Genomic DNA, 15,181 nt, shown 5'->3' on the forward strand with positions numbered 1-15,181 from the left:
CCGTCAGCCCAGCAGTCCGGCCGCGATCTCCCGGACCGCGGCCGCGGCCTTGCGCTGGAGGCCCGGCCCGAAGGTGATCCGGGTGGCCCCGAGTCCGCCGAGTTCGGCGGGTGAGGGGCCGCTGCCGTCCAGCCGGGCCAGCGCGTTCAGCGGGCCCTGGACGGCCGACCGCAGCAGCGGCAGCACCTCGGCCGGCGCCAGGATCGGGTACACGCAGTCGGCGCCCGCCGCCACGTACAGCGCGGCGCGCTCGATGGCCCGCTCCGGGTCGCCGTCGCCGTGCACGAAGACGTCGACGCGGGCGTTGACGAACAGCCGGTCGCCGGCCGCCGCGCGCACCTCGGCGAGGAACTCGGCCTGCTCCCGCGGGTCCTTGAGGGCGCCCCCGACGGAGTCCTCCAGGTTGCAGCCGACGACACCGGCCTCCAGCAGCCGGTCCACCAGCTCCTTCGGCGCGAGCCCGTACCCGGCCTCGACGTCCGCCGACACCGGCACGTCCACCGCCCGCGCGATCCGGGCGACGGCCGCGAACATCTCGTCGGCCGGGGTCTGCCCGTCCTGGTGGCCGAGACTGGCGGCGACGCCCGCGCTCGGCGTGGCCAGCGCCGGGAACCCGGCCTCGGCGAAGACCCGCGCGCTCGCCGCGTCCCAGGGACCCGGCAGGACCAGCGCATCCCCCGGGACCCGTCCCAGGTGCAGCGCGCGGAACTCGTCGGCCTTGCTCATGGCTGGTAACCCCCTGGTGCGGTACGACGGCTGACCATGATCCGGTTCCAGCCGTTGATGACGGTGATCAGAGCGATGAGGTGGGCCAGCTCGGCCTCCTCGAAGTGGCGGGCGGCCCGGTCGTACACCTCGTCCGGCACAAAGCCTCCCCCAGACTTCGTCTGGGAGGTGCCCCCAGTGAGCACGGTGACCGCCTCGGTCAGGGCCAGCGCGGCCCGCTCCCGCTCGCTGAACAGGTCCCCGGCCTCCTCCCAGGCGTTCAGCAGCTGGACGCGGTCCTCCGACTCGCCGTTCTTCCGGGCGGCCTCGAGGTGCATGTCCAGGCAGAAAGCGCAGTGGTTGAGCTGGGAGGCGCGGATCATCACCAGCTCGGCGAGGACCGGGTCGCCGAGCCCCCGCTTCGCCGCCGCGCTCACCGCGGACATCGCCGCGCCGACCTGCCGGTCCAGCAGCTGGGTACGGCTCACTTGTACTGCCCCGCCTGGTAGTGGCCCGGGGTCATCCGGGTGGTCACGGCGAACCGGTTCCAGGCGTTGATCACCGCGATGGCCGCGATCAGCTGGGCCAGCTCGGCCTCCTCGAAGTGCTGCGCGGCCCGGTCGTACACCTCGTCCGGCACAAAGCCGTCGGTCAGCACGGTGACCGCCTCGGTCAGCTCCAGTGCCGCGAGCTCCTTCTCCGTGTAGAAGTGCCGCGACTCCTGCCACGCGCTGAGCTGCACGATCCGCTCCACGCTCTCACCGGCCGCGAGCGCGTCCTTGGTGTGCATGTCGAGGCAGAACGCGCAGTGGTTGAGCTGCGAGGAACGGATCTTCACCAGCTCGGCCAGCTTCGGGTCCAGCCCCTGCCGGGCCGCGGCGTCCAGCCGGACCATCGCCTTGTAGACCTCGGGCGCGTGCTGGGCCCAGCGCATCCGCGGGGCGTGTTCGGCGGCGTACTCGACGGTTTCCTGTGCTGTGCTCATGCCTCGACCCTAGAAGCCGGGCAGCCCAGGAGTATGGTCCATTTCCATGGCGAAATCATGGGCCACTTTGGGTGTGGACCTGCACCTGGAACCGTCCGGCGGCGGCGGGCTGCGCCGCAGCCTCACCGACGCGCTGCGCGACGCCGTCCGCACCGGCCGCCTCGCCCCCGGCACCCGGCTGCCGTCCTCCCGCTCCCTCGCCGCCGACCTCGGCATCGCCCGCAACACCGTCGCCGAGGCCTACGCCGACCTGGTCGCCGAGGGCTGGCTCACCGCCCGGCAGGGCTCCGGCACCCGGGTGGCGGACCGCGCCGTGGCCCCGCCGCCCTCGCGCCCGGCGAGCGCGCCCCGGCACCGCCGGGAACCCGGCCGCCCGGTCCACAGCCTCGTCCCCGGCACCCCCGACCTCGCCTCCTTCCCGCGCGCCGAGTGGCTCAGGGCCGCCCGCCGCGCCCTCGCCGCCGCCCCGAACGACGCCCTCGGCTACGGCGACCCGCGCGGCCGCCCGGAACTGCGCACCGCCCTCGCCGGATACCTCGCCCGTGCCCGGGGCGTGCGCGCCCACCCGGACTCCGTCCTGGTCACCGCGGGCTTCTCGCACGCCCTGCGGCTGCTCGGCCCGGCGCTGCGGGCGCGCGGGGTGCGCACGGTGGCGGTCGAGTCGTACGGACTGGACCTGTACTGGCGTCTGCTGCGCACCGCCGGCCTGGCCACCCCCGCCCTGCCGTACGACGAACTCGGCACCGACACCCGCGCGTTGGGCGACGCCGGGGCCGTGCTCCTCACCCCGGCCCACCAGTTCCCGATGGGCACCGCCCTGCACCCGGACCGGCGGGCGGCCGTCGTCGACTGGGCGCGCCGCACCGGCGGCCTGGTCCTGGAGGACGACTACGACGGCGAGTTCCGCTACGACCGCCAGCCGGTCGGCGCCCTCCAGGGCCTCGCCCCCGACCAGGTGGTCTACCTCGGCACCGCCAGCAAGGCGCTCGCCCCCGGCCTGCGGCTGGGCTGGATGGTGCTGCCGCCCCCGCTCATCGAGGAGGTGATCGCGGCGAAGGGCCATGTGGACACCGTCGGCGCGCTGGACCAGCTCACCCTCGCCGAGTTCCTCGCCTCCGGCGCCTACGACCGCCATGTCCGCTCCGCCCGGCTGCGCTACCGGCGCCGCCGCGACGCCCTCACCGCGGCCCTCGCCGACCGCGCGCCCGACGTCCGCGTCACCGGGATCGCCGCCGGCCTGCACGCGGTGCTGCGGCTGCCGCCCGGCACCGAGCAGTCGGTGGTCCAGGCCGCCGCCTGGCAGGGCCTGGCCCTGCACGGCCTCTCCTTCCACCGCCATGAACAGGCCGTCGCCGAACCCCTGGACGCCCTCGTCGTCGGCTACGGCACCCCGCCGGACAGCGCCTGGGCGGGAGCGCTGGACGCACTGTGCCGGGTACTCCCGTGATGGGGTACAGTTGATCACGCAAGGCCGCCGGAACACCCGGTGACCGGCAGTGCGTTGGTGGTCCAAGGAAAGACGCCCCGCTTCCTGCGGGGAAATGCAGGTGCAAGGCCTGCCCGGCGCTCGAACCCGAACCCCGCCTCCGATTCCGGAGGCGGGGTTCGTGCGTTGAGCCCCTGAAGCAGCCGACTCCCGTAGAAATCAGGAGATTTCACAGCTAGTCTCCTGCTGGTCGTTTCTGAGGGTGGCCGAGATCACCGCCCTCCCGGTGGAGCCGGCACCGGACCGGTCCGCCGCCACCTGCCCGGAGCCGCGCCCGGAGTCCCGCCCGTCCGCCTCCGTCGCCGTCTTCGAGGACGTCTCCTTCACCTACCCCGGCCGCCCCGAACCCGCCCTGCGGTCCTTCTCCCTGGAGGTGCCGGAGGTCGGCCTGACCGCCCTGGTCGGGCCGTCCGGCGCCGGGAAGACCACGGTGCTCAGCCTCATCGAGCGCTTCTACGACCCGCACGCGGGCACCGTCCGCATCGACGGAACCGACGTACGGGACTGGCCGCTGCACACCCTGCGCGCCCGCATCGGGTACGTCGAACAGGACGCCCCCGTCATGGCCGGCTCACTGCGGGAGAACCTCGCCTACGCCCTCGACGGCGTCGGCGACGACGAGCTGCGGGACGTCCTCGCGGCGACCCGGCTGGAACCCCTCGTCGCCCGGCTGGGCGGGGATCTCGACGCCCGGATCGAGCATCGCGGCGTCTCCCTGTCCGGCGGCGAACGCCAACGCGTCGCCATCGCCCGGGCCCTGCTCAGAAAGCCCCGGCTGCTCCTCCTGGACGAGGCCACCTCACAGCTGGACGCGGTCAACGAGGCGGCGCTGCGGGACGTCGTACGCGAGCTGTCCACCCGGGTCGCCGTGCTGGCGGTGGCGCACCGCCTCTCCACGGTGCGCGGCGCCGCACGGATCGCGGTCGTCGAGGACGGCCGGGTCCGCGCCACGGGCACGCACGAGGAACTGCTGAAGACCAGCCCGCTCTACGCGCGACTGGCCTTCCACCAGCTCTCCGACGCCTGAGCCGTCAGGACGCCTCGACCTCCGTCTCCGCCTCGACCGCCGCCGGCGCCTCCCCGAACCGGGCGAGCGCCAGGGCGCCCACGACGGCCACCGCGAAACCCAGCACCGCCAGCCAGGCCAGGCCCTCCCGGGTGCGGTCACCGAGCCAGACCACGCCCACCGCCGCCGGGCCGAGCGTCTCGCCGATCACCAGACCGGCCGTGGCCGTCGTCACCGAACCGCGTTGCAGCGCGGAGGTCAGCAGCATGAAGGCGGCGCCGCCGCCGATGACCAGCGCATAGGCCGCCGGGTTGGTGAACAGGTCCGCGGGCCGGAGCGAGTCGATCAGCCGTACCGACACCTCCACCACCCCGAACCCGAAGCCGGCCCCCAGCCCCAGCACCAGCGCCCGCGCCCCGCCGGACAGCCGCCCGCCCGCGAACGCGAGCAGCAGCATCCCGGCCGCGACCGCGAGCATCGCGTACCGCAGGGTGTCCGAGCCGGCCCGGTCGCCCTCCGGCCCGGACGCCAGCCCCAGCATCGCGAGCCCGGCGCACACCACACCCACCGCGCCCCACTCCGTGCCGCTCAGCCGCACCTTCAGCAGCCGCGCCGCGACCACCGCGGTCACCGCGAGACTGGACGCGAGGGCCGCGCCGACCGCGTAGATCGGCAGGGAGCGCAGCGCGGCGATCTGGAACAGGAAGCCGATCCCGTCCAGCGCCAGCCCGACGATGTACCGCCACTGCCGCATCGCCCGCAGCAGCAGGGCCGCCTCGCCCCCCTCGCCCGTACCGGCCGTCCGCGCGGCCACCGCCTGCAACACCGTCGCGGTACCGAAGCAGACCGCCGCGCCAAGGGCGCACACCATTCCAAAGAGCACAAAGGGACTCTAGGAGAAGGCCCTACCGGTCACCCACTTGGGCCTGCGCTCTTACCGTTCTCTAGGCTGACCGCCGAAACGAAGGAAGCGGTCACGACACACGGGGGAGACGGACATGGCCGACACACGACGGCGACTGCGGTCCGGCACGGTGGTACTCGGCGGCATGGGCCTGCTGGCCGCCGCCCTCACCGCATGCTCCTCCGACCCGGACAAGCGCTGCGTCGACCGCGACAGCTACCAGGCCGCCAAGGGGTACAAGGCCGTCTCCGACAAGAACTGCACGTCCGTCACGTCCGTGGACGGCGACTGGTACTACGGCGGCAAGAAGAAGGGCTCCTGGGTGAGCGGCGGCTCCTTCACCCCGCCCCACAAGGGCTCCGGCGGTTCCTCGGGCGGCAGCGGGGTCCACCGCGGCGGCTTCGGCGGCAGCCACTACCACAGCTCCGGCGGCTGAGCCGGACGCCCGATCGGACACCCCGCATGGAACGCCGCACCACCACGCCCCGCCCCGGCTGGCAGCAGACCGTCGAGGAACAGGGACTGGTCTACCCGCTCACCCGCCACCCCGACGGCTCCCTGCGCCCCTACTGGGACGAGAGCGCCTACTACGTCTTCTCCCTGCCCGAGGTCGAGGCGCTGGAGGACACGGTCGGCGAACTGCACCGCATGTGCCTGGCCGCCGCCGACCACCTGGTGACCGGCGACCGCCTCGCCGACCTCGGCATCACCGACCCGCGGGTGGCGGCGGCGGTCGCCGAGTCCTGGACCCGCCGCGCCGAACTCCCCTCCCTCTACGGCCGTTTCGACCTGCGCTACGACGGCACCGGCCCGGCCAAGCTGCTGGAGTACAACGCCGACACGCCCACCTCCCTGGTGGAGGCCGCCTCCCCCCAGTGGTTCTGGATGGAGGACCGCTTCCCCGGCGCCGACCAGTGGAACTCCCTGCACGAACGGCTGGTCGACGCCTGGCGCGCCCAGGCCCCGCTGCTCCCGACCGGCAGCCCCCTGCACTTCGCGCACTCCGCCGCCGACGAACTCGGCGAGGACCTGATGACGGTCGCCTATCTGAAGGAGACCGCGGAACAGGCCGGACTCGACACCGACTGGCTGCCCATGGAGGAGATCGGCTGGGACACCCTCTCCGGCCGCTTCGTCGACAACCGGCTCCGCTTCATCCGCGCCCTCTTCAAGCTCTACCCGTGGGAATGGCTCACCACCGACGCCTTCGGCGGCCATGTCCTCGACACCCTCGACAACGGCGGCGGCACCGGCAGCACCCTGTGGATCGAGCCCGCCTGGAAGATGCTGCTCAGCAACAAGGCCCTGCTGGCGGTCCTCTGGGAGCTGTACCCGGGCCACCCCAACCTCCTCCCCGCCTACCTGGACGGCCCCCGCGACCTGGCCGGCACCCACGGCTACGTCGCCAAGCCGCTCCTCGGCCGCGAGGGCGAGGGCGTCACCGTCCACCCGCCGGGCGCCGAACCCGTCGTACGCGACGAACCCTGCTGCTACCAGCAGCTCGCACCCCTGCCCGCCTTCGACGGCAACCACGTGGTGCTGGGCGCCTGGACCGTCCGCGGCGAACCGGCCGGGCTCGGCATCCGCGAGTCCACCGGCCTGATCACCGACGAGTACGCCCGCTTCCTGCCCCATGTGATCCTCTGATCCGCCGGCCGCACCCCGGCGGGAGACGTCGCTCGCATGGTGGACGCGGGACCTGCGCCGGGCGACGCGCCCGGTAGGCTGATCAGCGGGCCGTGACTGGCGCGCTGGGATGGGACGGACCATCGGGGAGCGGCCCGGCGGGAAAACAGTGCCGTGCGCCTGGGCCGAACGTAACGCTGTACATGAGTTGTACGCACGCCGTCCGGAGGTCCCCATGCCGAAGCAGCACCCTTCCACCGAGTCCACCGCCTTCCGCGCGGCGCTCGACGTCATCCGCGCGGTCGAGCCGCGGGTCGCCGACGCCATCGGCCAGGAGGTCGCCGACCAGCGCGAGATGCTCAAGCTGATCGCCTCCGAGAACTACGCCTCCCCGGCCACCCTGCTGGCCATGGGCAACTGGTTCAGCGACAAGTACGCCGAGGGCACCGTCGGCCGCCGCTTCTACGCCGGCTGTCGCAACGTCGACACGGTCGAGTCGCTGGCCGCCGAGCACGCCAAGGCCCTGTTCGGCGCCCGGCACGCCTACGTCCAGCCGCACTCCGGCATCGACGCCAACCTCGTCGCCTTCTGGGCCGTACTCGCCGACCGCGTCGAGGCGCCCTTCCTGGAGAAGACCGGCGCCCGCCAGGTCAACGACCTCACCGAGGCCGACTGGGCCGAGCTGCGCCAGGCCTTCGGCAACCAGCGCATGCTCGGCATGTCCCTGGACGCCGGCGGCCACCTCACCCATGGCTTCCGCCCGAACATCTCCGGAAAGATGTTCGACCAGCGCTCCTACGGCACCGACCCGGCGACGGGCCTCATCGACTACGACGCCCTGCGCGCCCAGGCCCGGGACTTCAAGCCCCTGATCATCGTCGCCGGCTACTCCGCGTACCCCCGTCTGGTGAACTTCCGGATCATGCGGGAGATCGCCGACGAGGTCGGCGCGACCCTCATGGTCGACATGGCGCACTTCGCCGGCCTGGTCGCGGGCAAGGTCCTCACCGGCGACTTCGACCCGGTCCCGCACGCCCAGATCGTCACCACCACCACCCACAAGTCGCTGCGCGGCCCGCGCGGCGGCATGGTCCTGTGCGACGACTCCCTCAAGGACCAGGTCGACCGCGGCTGCCCGATGGTCCTCGGCGGCCCGCTCCCGCACGTCATGGCCGCCAAGGCCGTCGCCCTCGCCGAGGCGCGGCAGCCCGCCTTCCAGGACTACGCCCAGCGCATCGTGGACAACTCCCGCGCGCTCGCCGAGGGCCTGATGAGCCGCGGCGCCACCCTGGTGACGGGCGGCACGGACAACCACCTCAACCTGATCGACGTCGCCACCTCCTACGGCCTCACCGGCCGCCAGGCGGAAGCGGCGCTGCTCGACTCCGGCATCGTCACCAACCGCAACGCCATCCCGGCCGACCCGAACGGCGCCTGGTACACCTCCGGCATCCGCGTCGGCACCCCCGCGCTCACCACCCGTGGCCTCGGCACGGCGGAGATGGACGAGGTGGCGGGCCTGATCGACCGCGTCCTGACCACCACCGAGCCGGGCACCACCAAGTCCGGCGCCCCCTCCAAGGCGGCCCACGTCCTGGACGAGAAGGTCTCCCAGGAAATCGCCCAGCGGGCAACGGACCTGGTGGCGGGCTTCCCCCTGTACCCGGAAATCGACCTCGGCTGACAGACGCCCCAAGGGGCAGCCAACCCAGGGGCGCGGGGCCGCATCCATATGCGGCTCCGCCGCGGGGCGCGACCAGCCACGGACGGCCCGCAGTCCCCCGCGCCCCACAACCACCCCCCACCTCCCGGGCCAATCACACCCCCAGCCGATGAGAGAATGGGCACCATGGCCACTGCTGATCGCCCCCGCGTGCTCTCCGGCATCCAGCCCACCGCCGGTTCGTTCCACCTCGGCAACTACCTCGGTGCCGTCCGCCAGTGGGTGGCCCTCCAGGAATCCCACGACGCCTTCTACATGGTCGTCGACCTGCACGCGATCACGGTCCCGCAGGACCCCGCGGACCTGCGCGCCAACACCCGCCTCGCCGCGGCCCAGCTGCTGGCCGCAGGCCTGGACCCGGACCGCTGCACCCTCTTCGTGCAGAGCCACGTCCCCGAGCACGCCCAGCTCGCCTGGGTCATGAACTGCCTCACCGGCTTCGGCGAGGCCAGCCGGATGACCCAGTTCAAGGACAAGTCCGCCAAGCAGGGCGCCGACCGGGCGAGCGTCGGCCTGTTCACGTACCCGATCCTCCAGGTCGCGGACATCCTCCTCTACCAGGCCCACCAGGTGCCGGTCGGCGAGGACCAGCGCCAGCACATCGAGCTGACCCGGGACCTGGCCGAGCGGTTCAACGGCCGCTACGGCGAGACGTTCACCATCCCGGCGCCGTACATCCTCAAGGAGACGGCGAAGATCTACGACCTCCAGGACCCGTCGATCAAGATGAGCAAGTCGGCGTCCACGCCGAAGGGCCTCATCAACCTGCTCGACGAGCCGAAGACCACCGCCAAGAAGGTCAAGAGCGCCGTCACCGACACCGACACCGTGATCCGCTACGACGCGGAGAACAAGCCGGGCGTCTCCAACCTCCTCACCATCTACTCCACGCTCACCGGCACCTCCATCGCCGAGCTGGAGCAGGAGTACGAGGGCAAGATGTACGGCGCGCTCAAGACCGACCTCGCCGAGATCATGGTCGAGTTCGTCACCCCGTTCCGGGAGCGCACCCAGCAGTACCTGGACGACGCCGAGAGCCTCGACAAGATCCTCGCCAAGGGCGCGGAGAAGGCGCGCGCCGTCGCCTCCGAGACGCTGGCACAGGCGTACGACCGCGTGGGCTTCCTCCCGCCGAGGCACTGAGGGGCACGGACCGGCACCGCGCCGCACGGACCGGCGCTGGGGCGCACGGCCGTACACACGTCCTGGTGGGTGGAGCGCTGCACATCACTTCCGCTGCGCCTGCCCACAGGACTTCCATGGCCGTACAGTCGATAGCCGACGGCCGGACGGCACGGCTGTGACAAGACGACAGACGCGACGACAGGAGACGACGTGGGGACCGTAACGATCGGCGTGTCGATCGCGGTTCCGGAGCCTCACGGCAGCCTGCTCCAGGAGCGGCGCGCGGGCTTCGGCGACGCCGCGGCTCACTCCATCCCCACCCATGTCACCCTGCTGCCGCCGACCGAGGTGGACGAGGCCGACCTGCCGGCCGTCGAGGCGCACCTCAGCGCGGTCGCCGCGGCCGGCCGGCCCTTCCCGATGCGGCTGTCCGGCACCGGCACCTTCCGCCCGCTGTCCCCGGTGGTCTACGTCCGGGTCGTGGAGGGCGCCGAGGACTGCACCTGGCTCCAGCAGCGGGTCCGGGACTCCTCCGGGCCGGTGGCGCGCGAGCTCCAGTTCCCCTACCACCCGCATGTCACCGTCGCCCACGGCATCGAGGAGGCGGCGATGGACCGCGCCTTCGAGGAGCTGGCCGGGTTCGAGGCGGAGTGGCCGTGCACCGGGTTCGCGCTGTACCAGCAGGGCGCCGACGAGGTGTGGCGCAAGCTGCGGGAGTACAGCTTCGGCGGCGCGCTGGTGCCGCCGCAGGCCCTGCGCGGCGCGAACCGCAGCACGGTCTCCTAGCAGGGCTCTACAGGGGGAGCCGTCGGTACAGCGGGCGCGGGGTGTGGCGCAGCGCCGACATCAGCAGGCGTAGCCGACCCGGCACCCACACCACCTCCGAGCCCCGGCGCAGCCCCAGTTCGACGGCCGCGGCCACCTCCTCCGGGGTCGTGCCCAGCGGGCCCGCCGCCCGCAGCGGGCCGGGGCGTACGACCATGACGTGCACGCCGGTGCCGTGCAGCGCGTCGCCGAGACCCTGGGCGAAGGCGTCCAGACCGGCCTTGCTGGAGCCGTAGATGAAGTCGGCGCGCCGGGCGCGTTCCCCGGCGACGGAGGACAGCACCACCAGCGAGCCGTGCCCCTGCGCCTGGAGCGCACGGGCGGCGACCAGGGCCGCGGAGACGGCGCCGGTGTAGTTGGTCTGCGCGACCCGGACGGCCCGTACCGGGTCGCGTTCGTCGTGCGCCTGGTCGCCGAGGATGCCGAAGGCGAGCAGCACCAGATCGATGTCGCCCTCGGCGAAGACCTTGCCGAGCGCGGTCTCGTGGGACTCGGGGTCCAGGGCGTCGAAGTCGACCGTGCGGGCGTCGGCGCCGAGGGCGCGCAGGCTCTCGGCGGCCCGCTCCAGCGCGGGGGAGGGGCGGCCCGCCAGCCACACCGTACGGGTGCGGCGGGCGATCAGCCGGCGGGCGGTGGCGAGCGCGATCTCGGACGTGCCGCCGAGGACGAGCAGGGACTGGGGGAGGCCGAAGGCGTCCTTCACGACAACTCCTCGAAGACGGGCCGGGCGTGCAGTGGTCGTCACAGGCCCAGACGGCGGGCCAGGTCCGAGACGAAGACCCCGCGGGGGTCCAGTTCCGCCCGCAGGGAGCGGAAGTCGCCCAGCCGCGGGTACATCGCGGCGAGCAGATCGGGGCGCAGCCGGCCGTCCGCGGCCAGACAGACCCGGCCGCCGACCGCGGCGACCTCCTCGTCCAGGGTGTCGAGCAGGCCGGCGAGCCCGGGCAGCGCGGCCGGGAACTCCAGGGCGAGGCTCCAGCCGGGCAGCGGGAAGGACAGCCAGCCGGGGTCCGCCTCGCCGAAGCGCTTCAGCACCCCCGGACCGGCCGCACCCCGCCGGCCGGCCACGCGCCGCACGATGCGGTGCAGGGTCTCCTCCTGGCCGTGCCCGACGACGAACCGGTACGGCACGACACTGCGGCCTCCCTGGGGCAGGGCGTGCAGGGGGCGCAAGGAAGCGGACAGCCGCCGGAGTTCGCCGGTGCGGGCCCGGGGGACGGTGTGGAACCACAGGCCGTCCACGAGTCCGGCGGCGATCCGGCCGAGCCGGGCGGCGGGGGCCGCGGGCAGCGGGGTGCGGGGCAGGGCGGCCGACAGCCGCCGCCAGGGGCTCGCGCCGGGGGCGTCGAGCGGGGTGTGGTCGCCGCGGACGAGGACGCCGCGGCCGGTCGCCGCGCCCCGGGCGGTCAGGTCGACCCGGGCGGCGGAGTAGCGGTAGCGGTGGTCGGCGGCGGCCAGACGGTCCATCAGGACGTCGAGGCTGGGGGCGCGTTCGGTGTCGACGGTCAGATACGACGTCTGCACCGGGAGCAGCCGGATCGTGGCCGTGAGGATCACGCCGGTCAGGCCCATCCCGCCGGCCGTCGCCTCGAACAGCGGGGTGCCCGGCCGTACCGTGCGGACCTCGCCGTCGGCGGTGAGCATCTCCAGCGACAGCACATGGCGGGAGAAGGAGCCGGAGACATGCTGGTTGGGGCCGTGCAGGTCGGCGCCGATCGCCCCGCCGACCGTCACCGGGCGGGGGCCGGGGGCGACCGGCACGAACCAGCCGAGCGGGAGCAGCACCTCGGCGAGCCGGTGCAGGAAGACCCCGGCGTCGCACAGCACAAGACCCTCGGCGGCGTCGACGACATGGATCCGGTCGAGGCCGGCCATGTCGAGGACGGCGCCGCCGGCGTTGCGTGCCGCGTCCCCGTGCGCCCGGCCGGAACCGCGTGCGACGGTGCCGCGGGCCCCGCAGTCGCGTACGGCGGCCGCGGCCTCCTCGTACGTGCGCGGACGGATGACGGAAACGGTGTCTCCAGGCATGTCGGTGACCGTATCGCCCGTGTATGGGTGGTTAGTTACTGAACATTCGCCCACTCCACACAATGGGTGATTAGTGGGATGTCATACCAGCGCGTCCTCGGGGCAGGAGAGGATCATGGACTGGCTCAAGAAGCTGCCCGTCATCGGGCCGGCCGTCACCTGGCTCACGGCCACCCACGCGTGGCGGTCGTACGAGCGGCTGGACCGGGTGAAGTGGTCGCGGCTGGCCGCGGCGATGACGTTCATCAGCTTCGTGGCGCTGTTCCCGCTGCTGACCCTGGTGGCCGCGGTCAGCGCCGCCACGCTCAGCCCCGGCCGGCAGAAGACGGTCGAGCACAAGATCGCCGAGCAGTTCCCGGGGGTCATCTCCAACCAGCTGAACCTGACCTCGCTGGTGGACAACGCCGGCACCGTCGGCGTCATCGCGGGCGCCCTGCTGCTGTTCACCGGCATCGGCTGGGTCGGCCAGACCCGGGACTGTCTGCGCGCGGTCTGGGAGCTGCCCGACCGGCCGGAGAACCCGCTGGTCGCCAAGGCCAAGGACGCCGGCATCCTGTTCGGGCTCGGCGGCGCCCTGCTGATCACGCTCGCCGCGTCCACGCTCGCCTCGGCCGCCGTCGGCGGGCTCTCCGGGCTGCTCGGGCTGAGCGAGCACGGCTGGGGCGTGGTTCTGCTCCGCATCGCCGCGTTCGCGGTCGCCGCGCTCGCCGACTTCCTCGTGCTGCTCTACGTCCTGACCCTGCTGCCCGGGGTCGAGCCGCCGCGCCGCCGCCTGCTGGTCGCGGCACTGCTCGGCGCGGTCGGCTTCGAACTGCTGAAGCTGCTGCTCAGCGGCTATATCCAGGGGATCGCCGCGAAGAGCATGTACGGCGCGTTCGGCGTCCCGGTGGCGCTGCTGCTGTGGATCAACTTCACCTCGAAGCTGGTCCTGTACTGCGCGTCCTGGACGGCCACCCAGCACACGGAGGCGGCGGCGCCGGACGGTGTCACGGACGCGTCCGCCGGCGTACCAGGTCCGGCAGCGGCCAACGGCGGTTGACCAGGAACGCGGCGGCTGCGAGCAGCATCAGCGCGCCGCCCGTGATGGCCAGCGCGGTGCCCACCCCGCCGGCCCCGCCCCCGGCGGCCGAACCGGCTACCGGCTTCGCCGCGGGGCCGCCGATCCCCGAGCCGCCCTGCGCGGAGCCGCTCTGCGCGGAGGCGCCCGGGCTGGGCCGGCCGTTGGCGGCGGCGACGCTCTTCGGCGGCACCAGCTCGCCCACCGGCGTGACCTTGCCGGCCGCCTGGAAGCCCCAGTCCAGCAGCCGGGCGGCCTCCTTGTAGACCTCGTTGTGCTCGTGCTTCTGCGGGTTCATCACGGTGACGAGCAGCACCCGGCCGTTGCGCTCGGCGACGCCGGTGAAGGTGGCGCCCGCGTTCGTGGTGTTGCCGTTCTTCACCCCGGCGATGCCCTGGTAGACGGGCACATCGGTGTCCCCGCTGAGCAGCCGGTTGGTGTTGCGGATCTCACCGGACTCGAAGGTGGCGCGCACGGTCGAGCAGTAGTCCCGGAAGTCCTTCTTCTGCAAGCCGGACCGGGCGAACAGCGTCAGGTCGTACGCCGACGACACCTGGCCCGGCTCGTCGTACCCGTCGGGCGAGACGACGTGGGTGTCGTCCGCCTGGAGTTCGTCGGCGTGCTGCTGCATGTCCTGGACGGTCTGCGGGACACCGCCGTTCATGTGCGCGAGGACGTGCACGGCGTCGTTGCCCGAGCGCAGGAAGACCCCGAGCCACAGGTCGTGGACGGAGTAGGAGCGCCCCTCCTTTATCCCGACCACGCTCGACCCGGCACCCATGCCGGCCAGGTCCCCGGGGATGACCTTGTGCTCCATGGTCTTCGGGAAGCGGGGCAGCACGGTGTCCGCGAAGAGCATCTTCAGCGTGCTGGCCGGGGGGAGCTGCCAGTGCGCGTTGTGCGCGGCGAGTACGTCGCCGGACTCGGCGTCCGAGACGATCCAGGACAGCGCGGTGAGGTCCTTCGGCAGCACGGGCACGCCCGGGGCGAGGTTCACCTGTGTACCGGCCTGGCCCAGCCGGGCGCCGCCCACCGTGGACATGCCGTTCGGGGGCGTGGCGGTCGCACGCGCGGAGGGGGTGGGGGCGGCGAGGGCGGCGGGGGTGGCGACGGACAGCGACAGCAGGGTGACACAGGCGGCCGACAGCAGGCGTCGGCTGGTCTTCTTGGGTGCGGGCACGCTGGGAAACGTACCTGGCGCGGACGGCGAAGTTCCACGTCGTGGCCCATCGCCACCCCCGGCACGGAGCCGGAGCGCGGACGGCGATACTGGTCGCATGAAGCTAAGCCGCCCGGTCTCCTGGTTCCTGCTCGCTTTCGGGGTGTGGTCCTGGGTCATCTGGGTCACCTTCGTCAAGAATCTATGGATGGACGCCAGCGGGCTCGCCTTCCACCACGGCCACCCGACCGCCTACTTCTGGGTCCACCTGCTGCTGGCCGTCGTGTCCTTCGTATTGGGGACGGCCATCGGCGCCATCGGGTTGCGCAGCCTCCGCACCCTCCGCCACACCCCCTGACCCCCTCACCCGGGCAGGAGTCGCACCCCACCCGGGACCTTTCTCACACCACCCGGCTGCCGGAAACGATCGCTCCGGTGTGGAGGGCCTGTGAAACAGGGGGATAACAACGCTTCGGTAAGTTCTTGCGCCTACTGGTCAGAAAGCCCTTCCCCCAGGTGAAACCGGTGTGATTAGGTGAGCCGCGCCACTCT

16 protein-coding genes and 1 riboswitch are annotated in these 15,181 nt (G+C 72.8%); of the genes, 9 read left to right on the forward strand and 7 right to left on the reverse strand.

The window, feature by feature from the left end; all coding sequences use genetic code 11:
- Positions 1-3: 3 nt before the first annotated feature.
- From ACFVIU_RS17985 to ACFVIU_RS17995, 3 genes are read right to left on the reverse strand one after another with little or no spacing between them, the layout of a single operon-like run.
- Entirely contained in the window at positions 4-726 is a 723-nt protein-coding gene (locus ACFVIU_RS17985; RefSeq protein WP_385843475.1) for an isocitrate lyase/phosphoenolpyruvate mutase family protein, read from the reverse strand.
- Positions 723-1,151: a carboxymuconolactone decarboxylase family protein gene (locus tag ACFVIU_RS17990; protein ID WP_385843569.1), complete on the reverse strand. Its 429-nt coding sequence runs from the start codon at positions 1,149-1,151 to the stop codon at positions 723-725. Before ACFVIU_RS17990 ends, ACFVIU_RS17985 begins: the two co-directional genes overlap by 4 nt.
- A 38-nt stretch (positions 1,152-1,189) precedes the next feature.
- On the reverse strand, positions 1,190-1,690 hold the full coding sequence (locus tag ACFVIU_RS17995; protein WP_385843477.1) for a carboxymuconolactone decarboxylase family protein: 501 nt from the start codon (positions 1,688-1,690) through the stop codon (positions 1,190-1,192).
- A gap of 46 nt (positions 1,691-1,736) precedes the next feature.
- On the opposite strand from ACFVIU_RS17995, the gene ACFVIU_RS18000 reads away from it, so the two are divergent.
- Positions 1,737-3,137: a PLP-dependent aminotransferase family protein gene (locus tag ACFVIU_RS18000; protein ID WP_385843478.1), complete on the forward strand. Its 1,401-nt coding sequence runs from the start codon at positions 1,737-1,739 to the stop codon at positions 3,135-3,137.
- A gap of 241 nt (positions 3,138-3,378) precedes the next feature.
- Entirely contained in the window at positions 3,379-4,203 is an 825-nt protein-coding gene (locus tag ACFVIU_RS18005) for an ATP-binding cassette domain-containing protein (protein WP_385843479.1), read from the forward strand.
- Between the two features lie 4 nt (positions 4,204-4,207).
- Here ACFVIU_RS18005 and ACFVIU_RS18010 read toward each other — a convergent pair whose 3' ends face one another.
- Positions 4,208-5,053 carry a DMT family transporter gene (locus tag ACFVIU_RS18010; RefSeq protein WP_385843570.1) on the reverse strand — a complete coding sequence of 282 codons (846 nt, stop codon included), beginning with the start codon at positions 5,051-5,053 and terminating at the stop codon, positions 4,208-4,210.
- 127 nt (positions 5,054-5,180) lie between these two features.
- On the opposite strand from ACFVIU_RS18010, the gene ACFVIU_RS18015 reads away from it, so the two are divergent.
- From ACFVIU_RS18015 to ACFVIU_RS18035, 5 genes are all read left to right on the forward strand, one after another.
- Positions 5,181-5,522, forward strand: a complete 342-nt coding sequence (locus ACFVIU_RS18015; RefSeq protein ID WP_385843480.1) for a hypothetical protein — start codon at positions 5,181-5,183, stop codon at positions 5,520-5,522.
- Between the two features lie 26 nt (positions 5,523-5,548).
- Entirely contained in the window at positions 5,549-6,733 is a 1,185-nt protein-coding gene (locus ACFVIU_RS18020; protein ID WP_385843481.1) for a glutathionylspermidine synthase family protein, read from the forward strand.
- A gap of 82 nt (positions 6,734-6,815) precedes the next feature.
- Positions 6,816-6,905, forward strand: a riboswitch (ZMP/ZTP riboswitch).
- 42 nt (positions 6,906-6,947) lie between these two features.
- Positions 6,948-8,396, forward strand: a complete 1,449-nt coding sequence (locus ACFVIU_RS18025; protein WP_385843482.1) for a glycine hydroxymethyltransferase — start codon at positions 6,948-6,950, stop codon at positions 8,394-8,396.
- Between the two features lie 165 nt (positions 8,397-8,561).
- A complete protein-coding gene (gene trpS / locus ACFVIU_RS18030; protein WP_385843484.1) occupies positions 8,562-9,578 on the forward strand; it encodes a tryptophan--tRNA ligase in 1,017 nt (338 codons plus the stop codon).
- Positions 9,579-9,770: 192 nt separating this feature from the next.
- Positions 9,771-10,346, forward strand: a complete 576-nt coding sequence (locus ACFVIU_RS18035; protein WP_385843485.1) for a 2'-5' RNA ligase family protein — start codon at positions 9,771-9,773, stop codon at positions 10,344-10,346.
- A gap of 7 nt (positions 10,347-10,353) precedes the next feature.
- On the opposite strand, the gene ACFVIU_RS18040 is transcribed toward ACFVIU_RS18035, so the two are convergent.
- On the reverse strand, positions 10,354-11,088 hold the full coding sequence (locus ACFVIU_RS18040) for an SDR family NAD(P)-dependent oxidoreductase (protein ID WP_385843486.1): 735 nt from the start codon (positions 11,086-11,088) through the stop codon (positions 10,354-10,356).
- A gap of 38 nt (positions 11,089-11,126) precedes the next feature.
- Positions 11,127-12,413 carry an FAD-binding protein gene (locus ACFVIU_RS18045; protein ID WP_385843488.1) on the reverse strand — a complete coding sequence of 429 codons (1,287 nt, stop codon included), beginning with the start codon at positions 12,411-12,413 and terminating at the stop codon, positions 11,127-11,129.
- A 115-nt stretch (positions 12,414-12,528) separates the two neighbouring features.
- Between ACFVIU_RS18045 and ACFVIU_RS18050 the strand changes: the two genes are divergently transcribed.
- The gene (locus ACFVIU_RS18050; RefSeq protein WP_385843489.1) at positions 12,529-13,452 is read left to right on the forward strand and encodes a YihY/virulence factor BrkB family protein; all 924 of its coding nucleotides are present in this window, start codon (positions 12,529-12,531) and stop codon (positions 13,450-13,452) included.
- On the opposite strand, the gene ACFVIU_RS18055 is transcribed toward ACFVIU_RS18050, so the two are convergent.
- Positions 13,400-14,650 (reverse strand): D-alanyl-D-alanine carboxypeptidase family protein, encoded by a 1,251-nt coding sequence (locus tag ACFVIU_RS18055; RefSeq protein ID WP_385843490.1) that lies wholly within the window; start codon positions 14,648-14,650, stop codon positions 13,400-13,402. The genes ACFVIU_RS18050 and ACFVIU_RS18055 overlap by 53 nt on opposite strands.
- 97 nt (positions 14,651-14,747) lie before the next feature.
- On the opposite strand from ACFVIU_RS18055, the gene ACFVIU_RS18060 reads away from it, so the two are divergent.
- Positions 14,748-14,987, forward strand: coding sequence for an SCO4848 family membrane protein (locus ACFVIU_RS18060; protein WP_385843491.1), 240 nt, complete (start codon positions 14,748-14,750; stop codon positions 14,985-14,987).
- Positions 14,988-15,181: the final 194 nt, after the last annotated feature.

The organism is Streptomyces sp. NPDC127190 (assembly GCF_042672505.1).
GTDB lineage: Bacteria > Actinomycetota > Actinomycetes > Streptomycetales > Streptomycetaceae > Streptomyces.

Bases quoted from the DNA above. Each gene is read 5' to 3' on its own strand.
- ACFVIU_RS17985 (WP_385843475.1), bottom strand. From the start codon at position 726: ATGAGCAAGGCCGACGAGTTCCGCGCGCTGCACCTGGGACGGGTCCCG.
- ACFVIU_RS17990 (WP_385843569.1), bottom strand. From the start codon at position 1,151: ATGTCCGCGGTGAGCGCGGCGGCGAAGCGGGGGCTCGGCGACCCGGTC.
- ACFVIU_RS17995 (WP_385843477.1), bottom strand. From the start codon at position 1,690: ATGAGCACAGCACAGGAAACCGTCGAGTACGCCGCCGAACACGCCCCG.
- ACFVIU_RS18000 (WP_385843478.1), top strand. From the start codon at position 1,737: ATGGCGAAATCATGGGCCACTTTGGGTGTGGACCTGCACCTGGAACCG.
- ACFVIU_RS18010 (WP_385843570.1), bottom strand. From the start codon at position 5,053: ATGGTGTGCGCCCTTGGCGCGGCGGTCTGCTTCGGTACCGCGACGGTG.
- ACFVIU_RS18015 (WP_385843480.1), top strand. From the start codon at position 5,181: ATGGCCGACACACGACGGCGACTGCGGTCCGGCACGGTGGTACTCGGC.
- ACFVIU_RS18020 (WP_385843481.1), top strand. From the start codon at position 5,549: ATGGAACGCCGCACCACCACGCCCCGCCCCGGCTGGCAGCAGACCGTC.
- ACFVIU_RS18025 (WP_385843482.1), top strand. From the start codon at position 6,948: ATGCCGAAGCAGCACCCTTCCACCGAGTCCACCGCCTTCCGCGCGGCG.
- trpS (WP_385843484.1), top strand. From the start codon at position 8,562: ATGGCCACTGCTGATCGCCCCCGCGTGCTCTCCGGCATCCAGCCCACC.
- ACFVIU_RS18045 (WP_385843488.1), bottom strand. From the start codon at position 12,413: ATGCCTGGAGACACCGTTTCCGTCATCCGTCCGCGCACGTACGAGGAG.
- ACFVIU_RS18050 (WP_385843489.1), top strand. From the start codon at position 12,529: ATGGACTGGCTCAAGAAGCTGCCCGTCATCGGGCCGGCCGTCACCTGG.
- ACFVIU_RS18060 (WP_385843491.1), top strand. From the start codon at position 14,748: ATGAAGCTAAGCCGCCCGGTCTCCTGGTTCCTGCTCGCTTTCGGGGTG.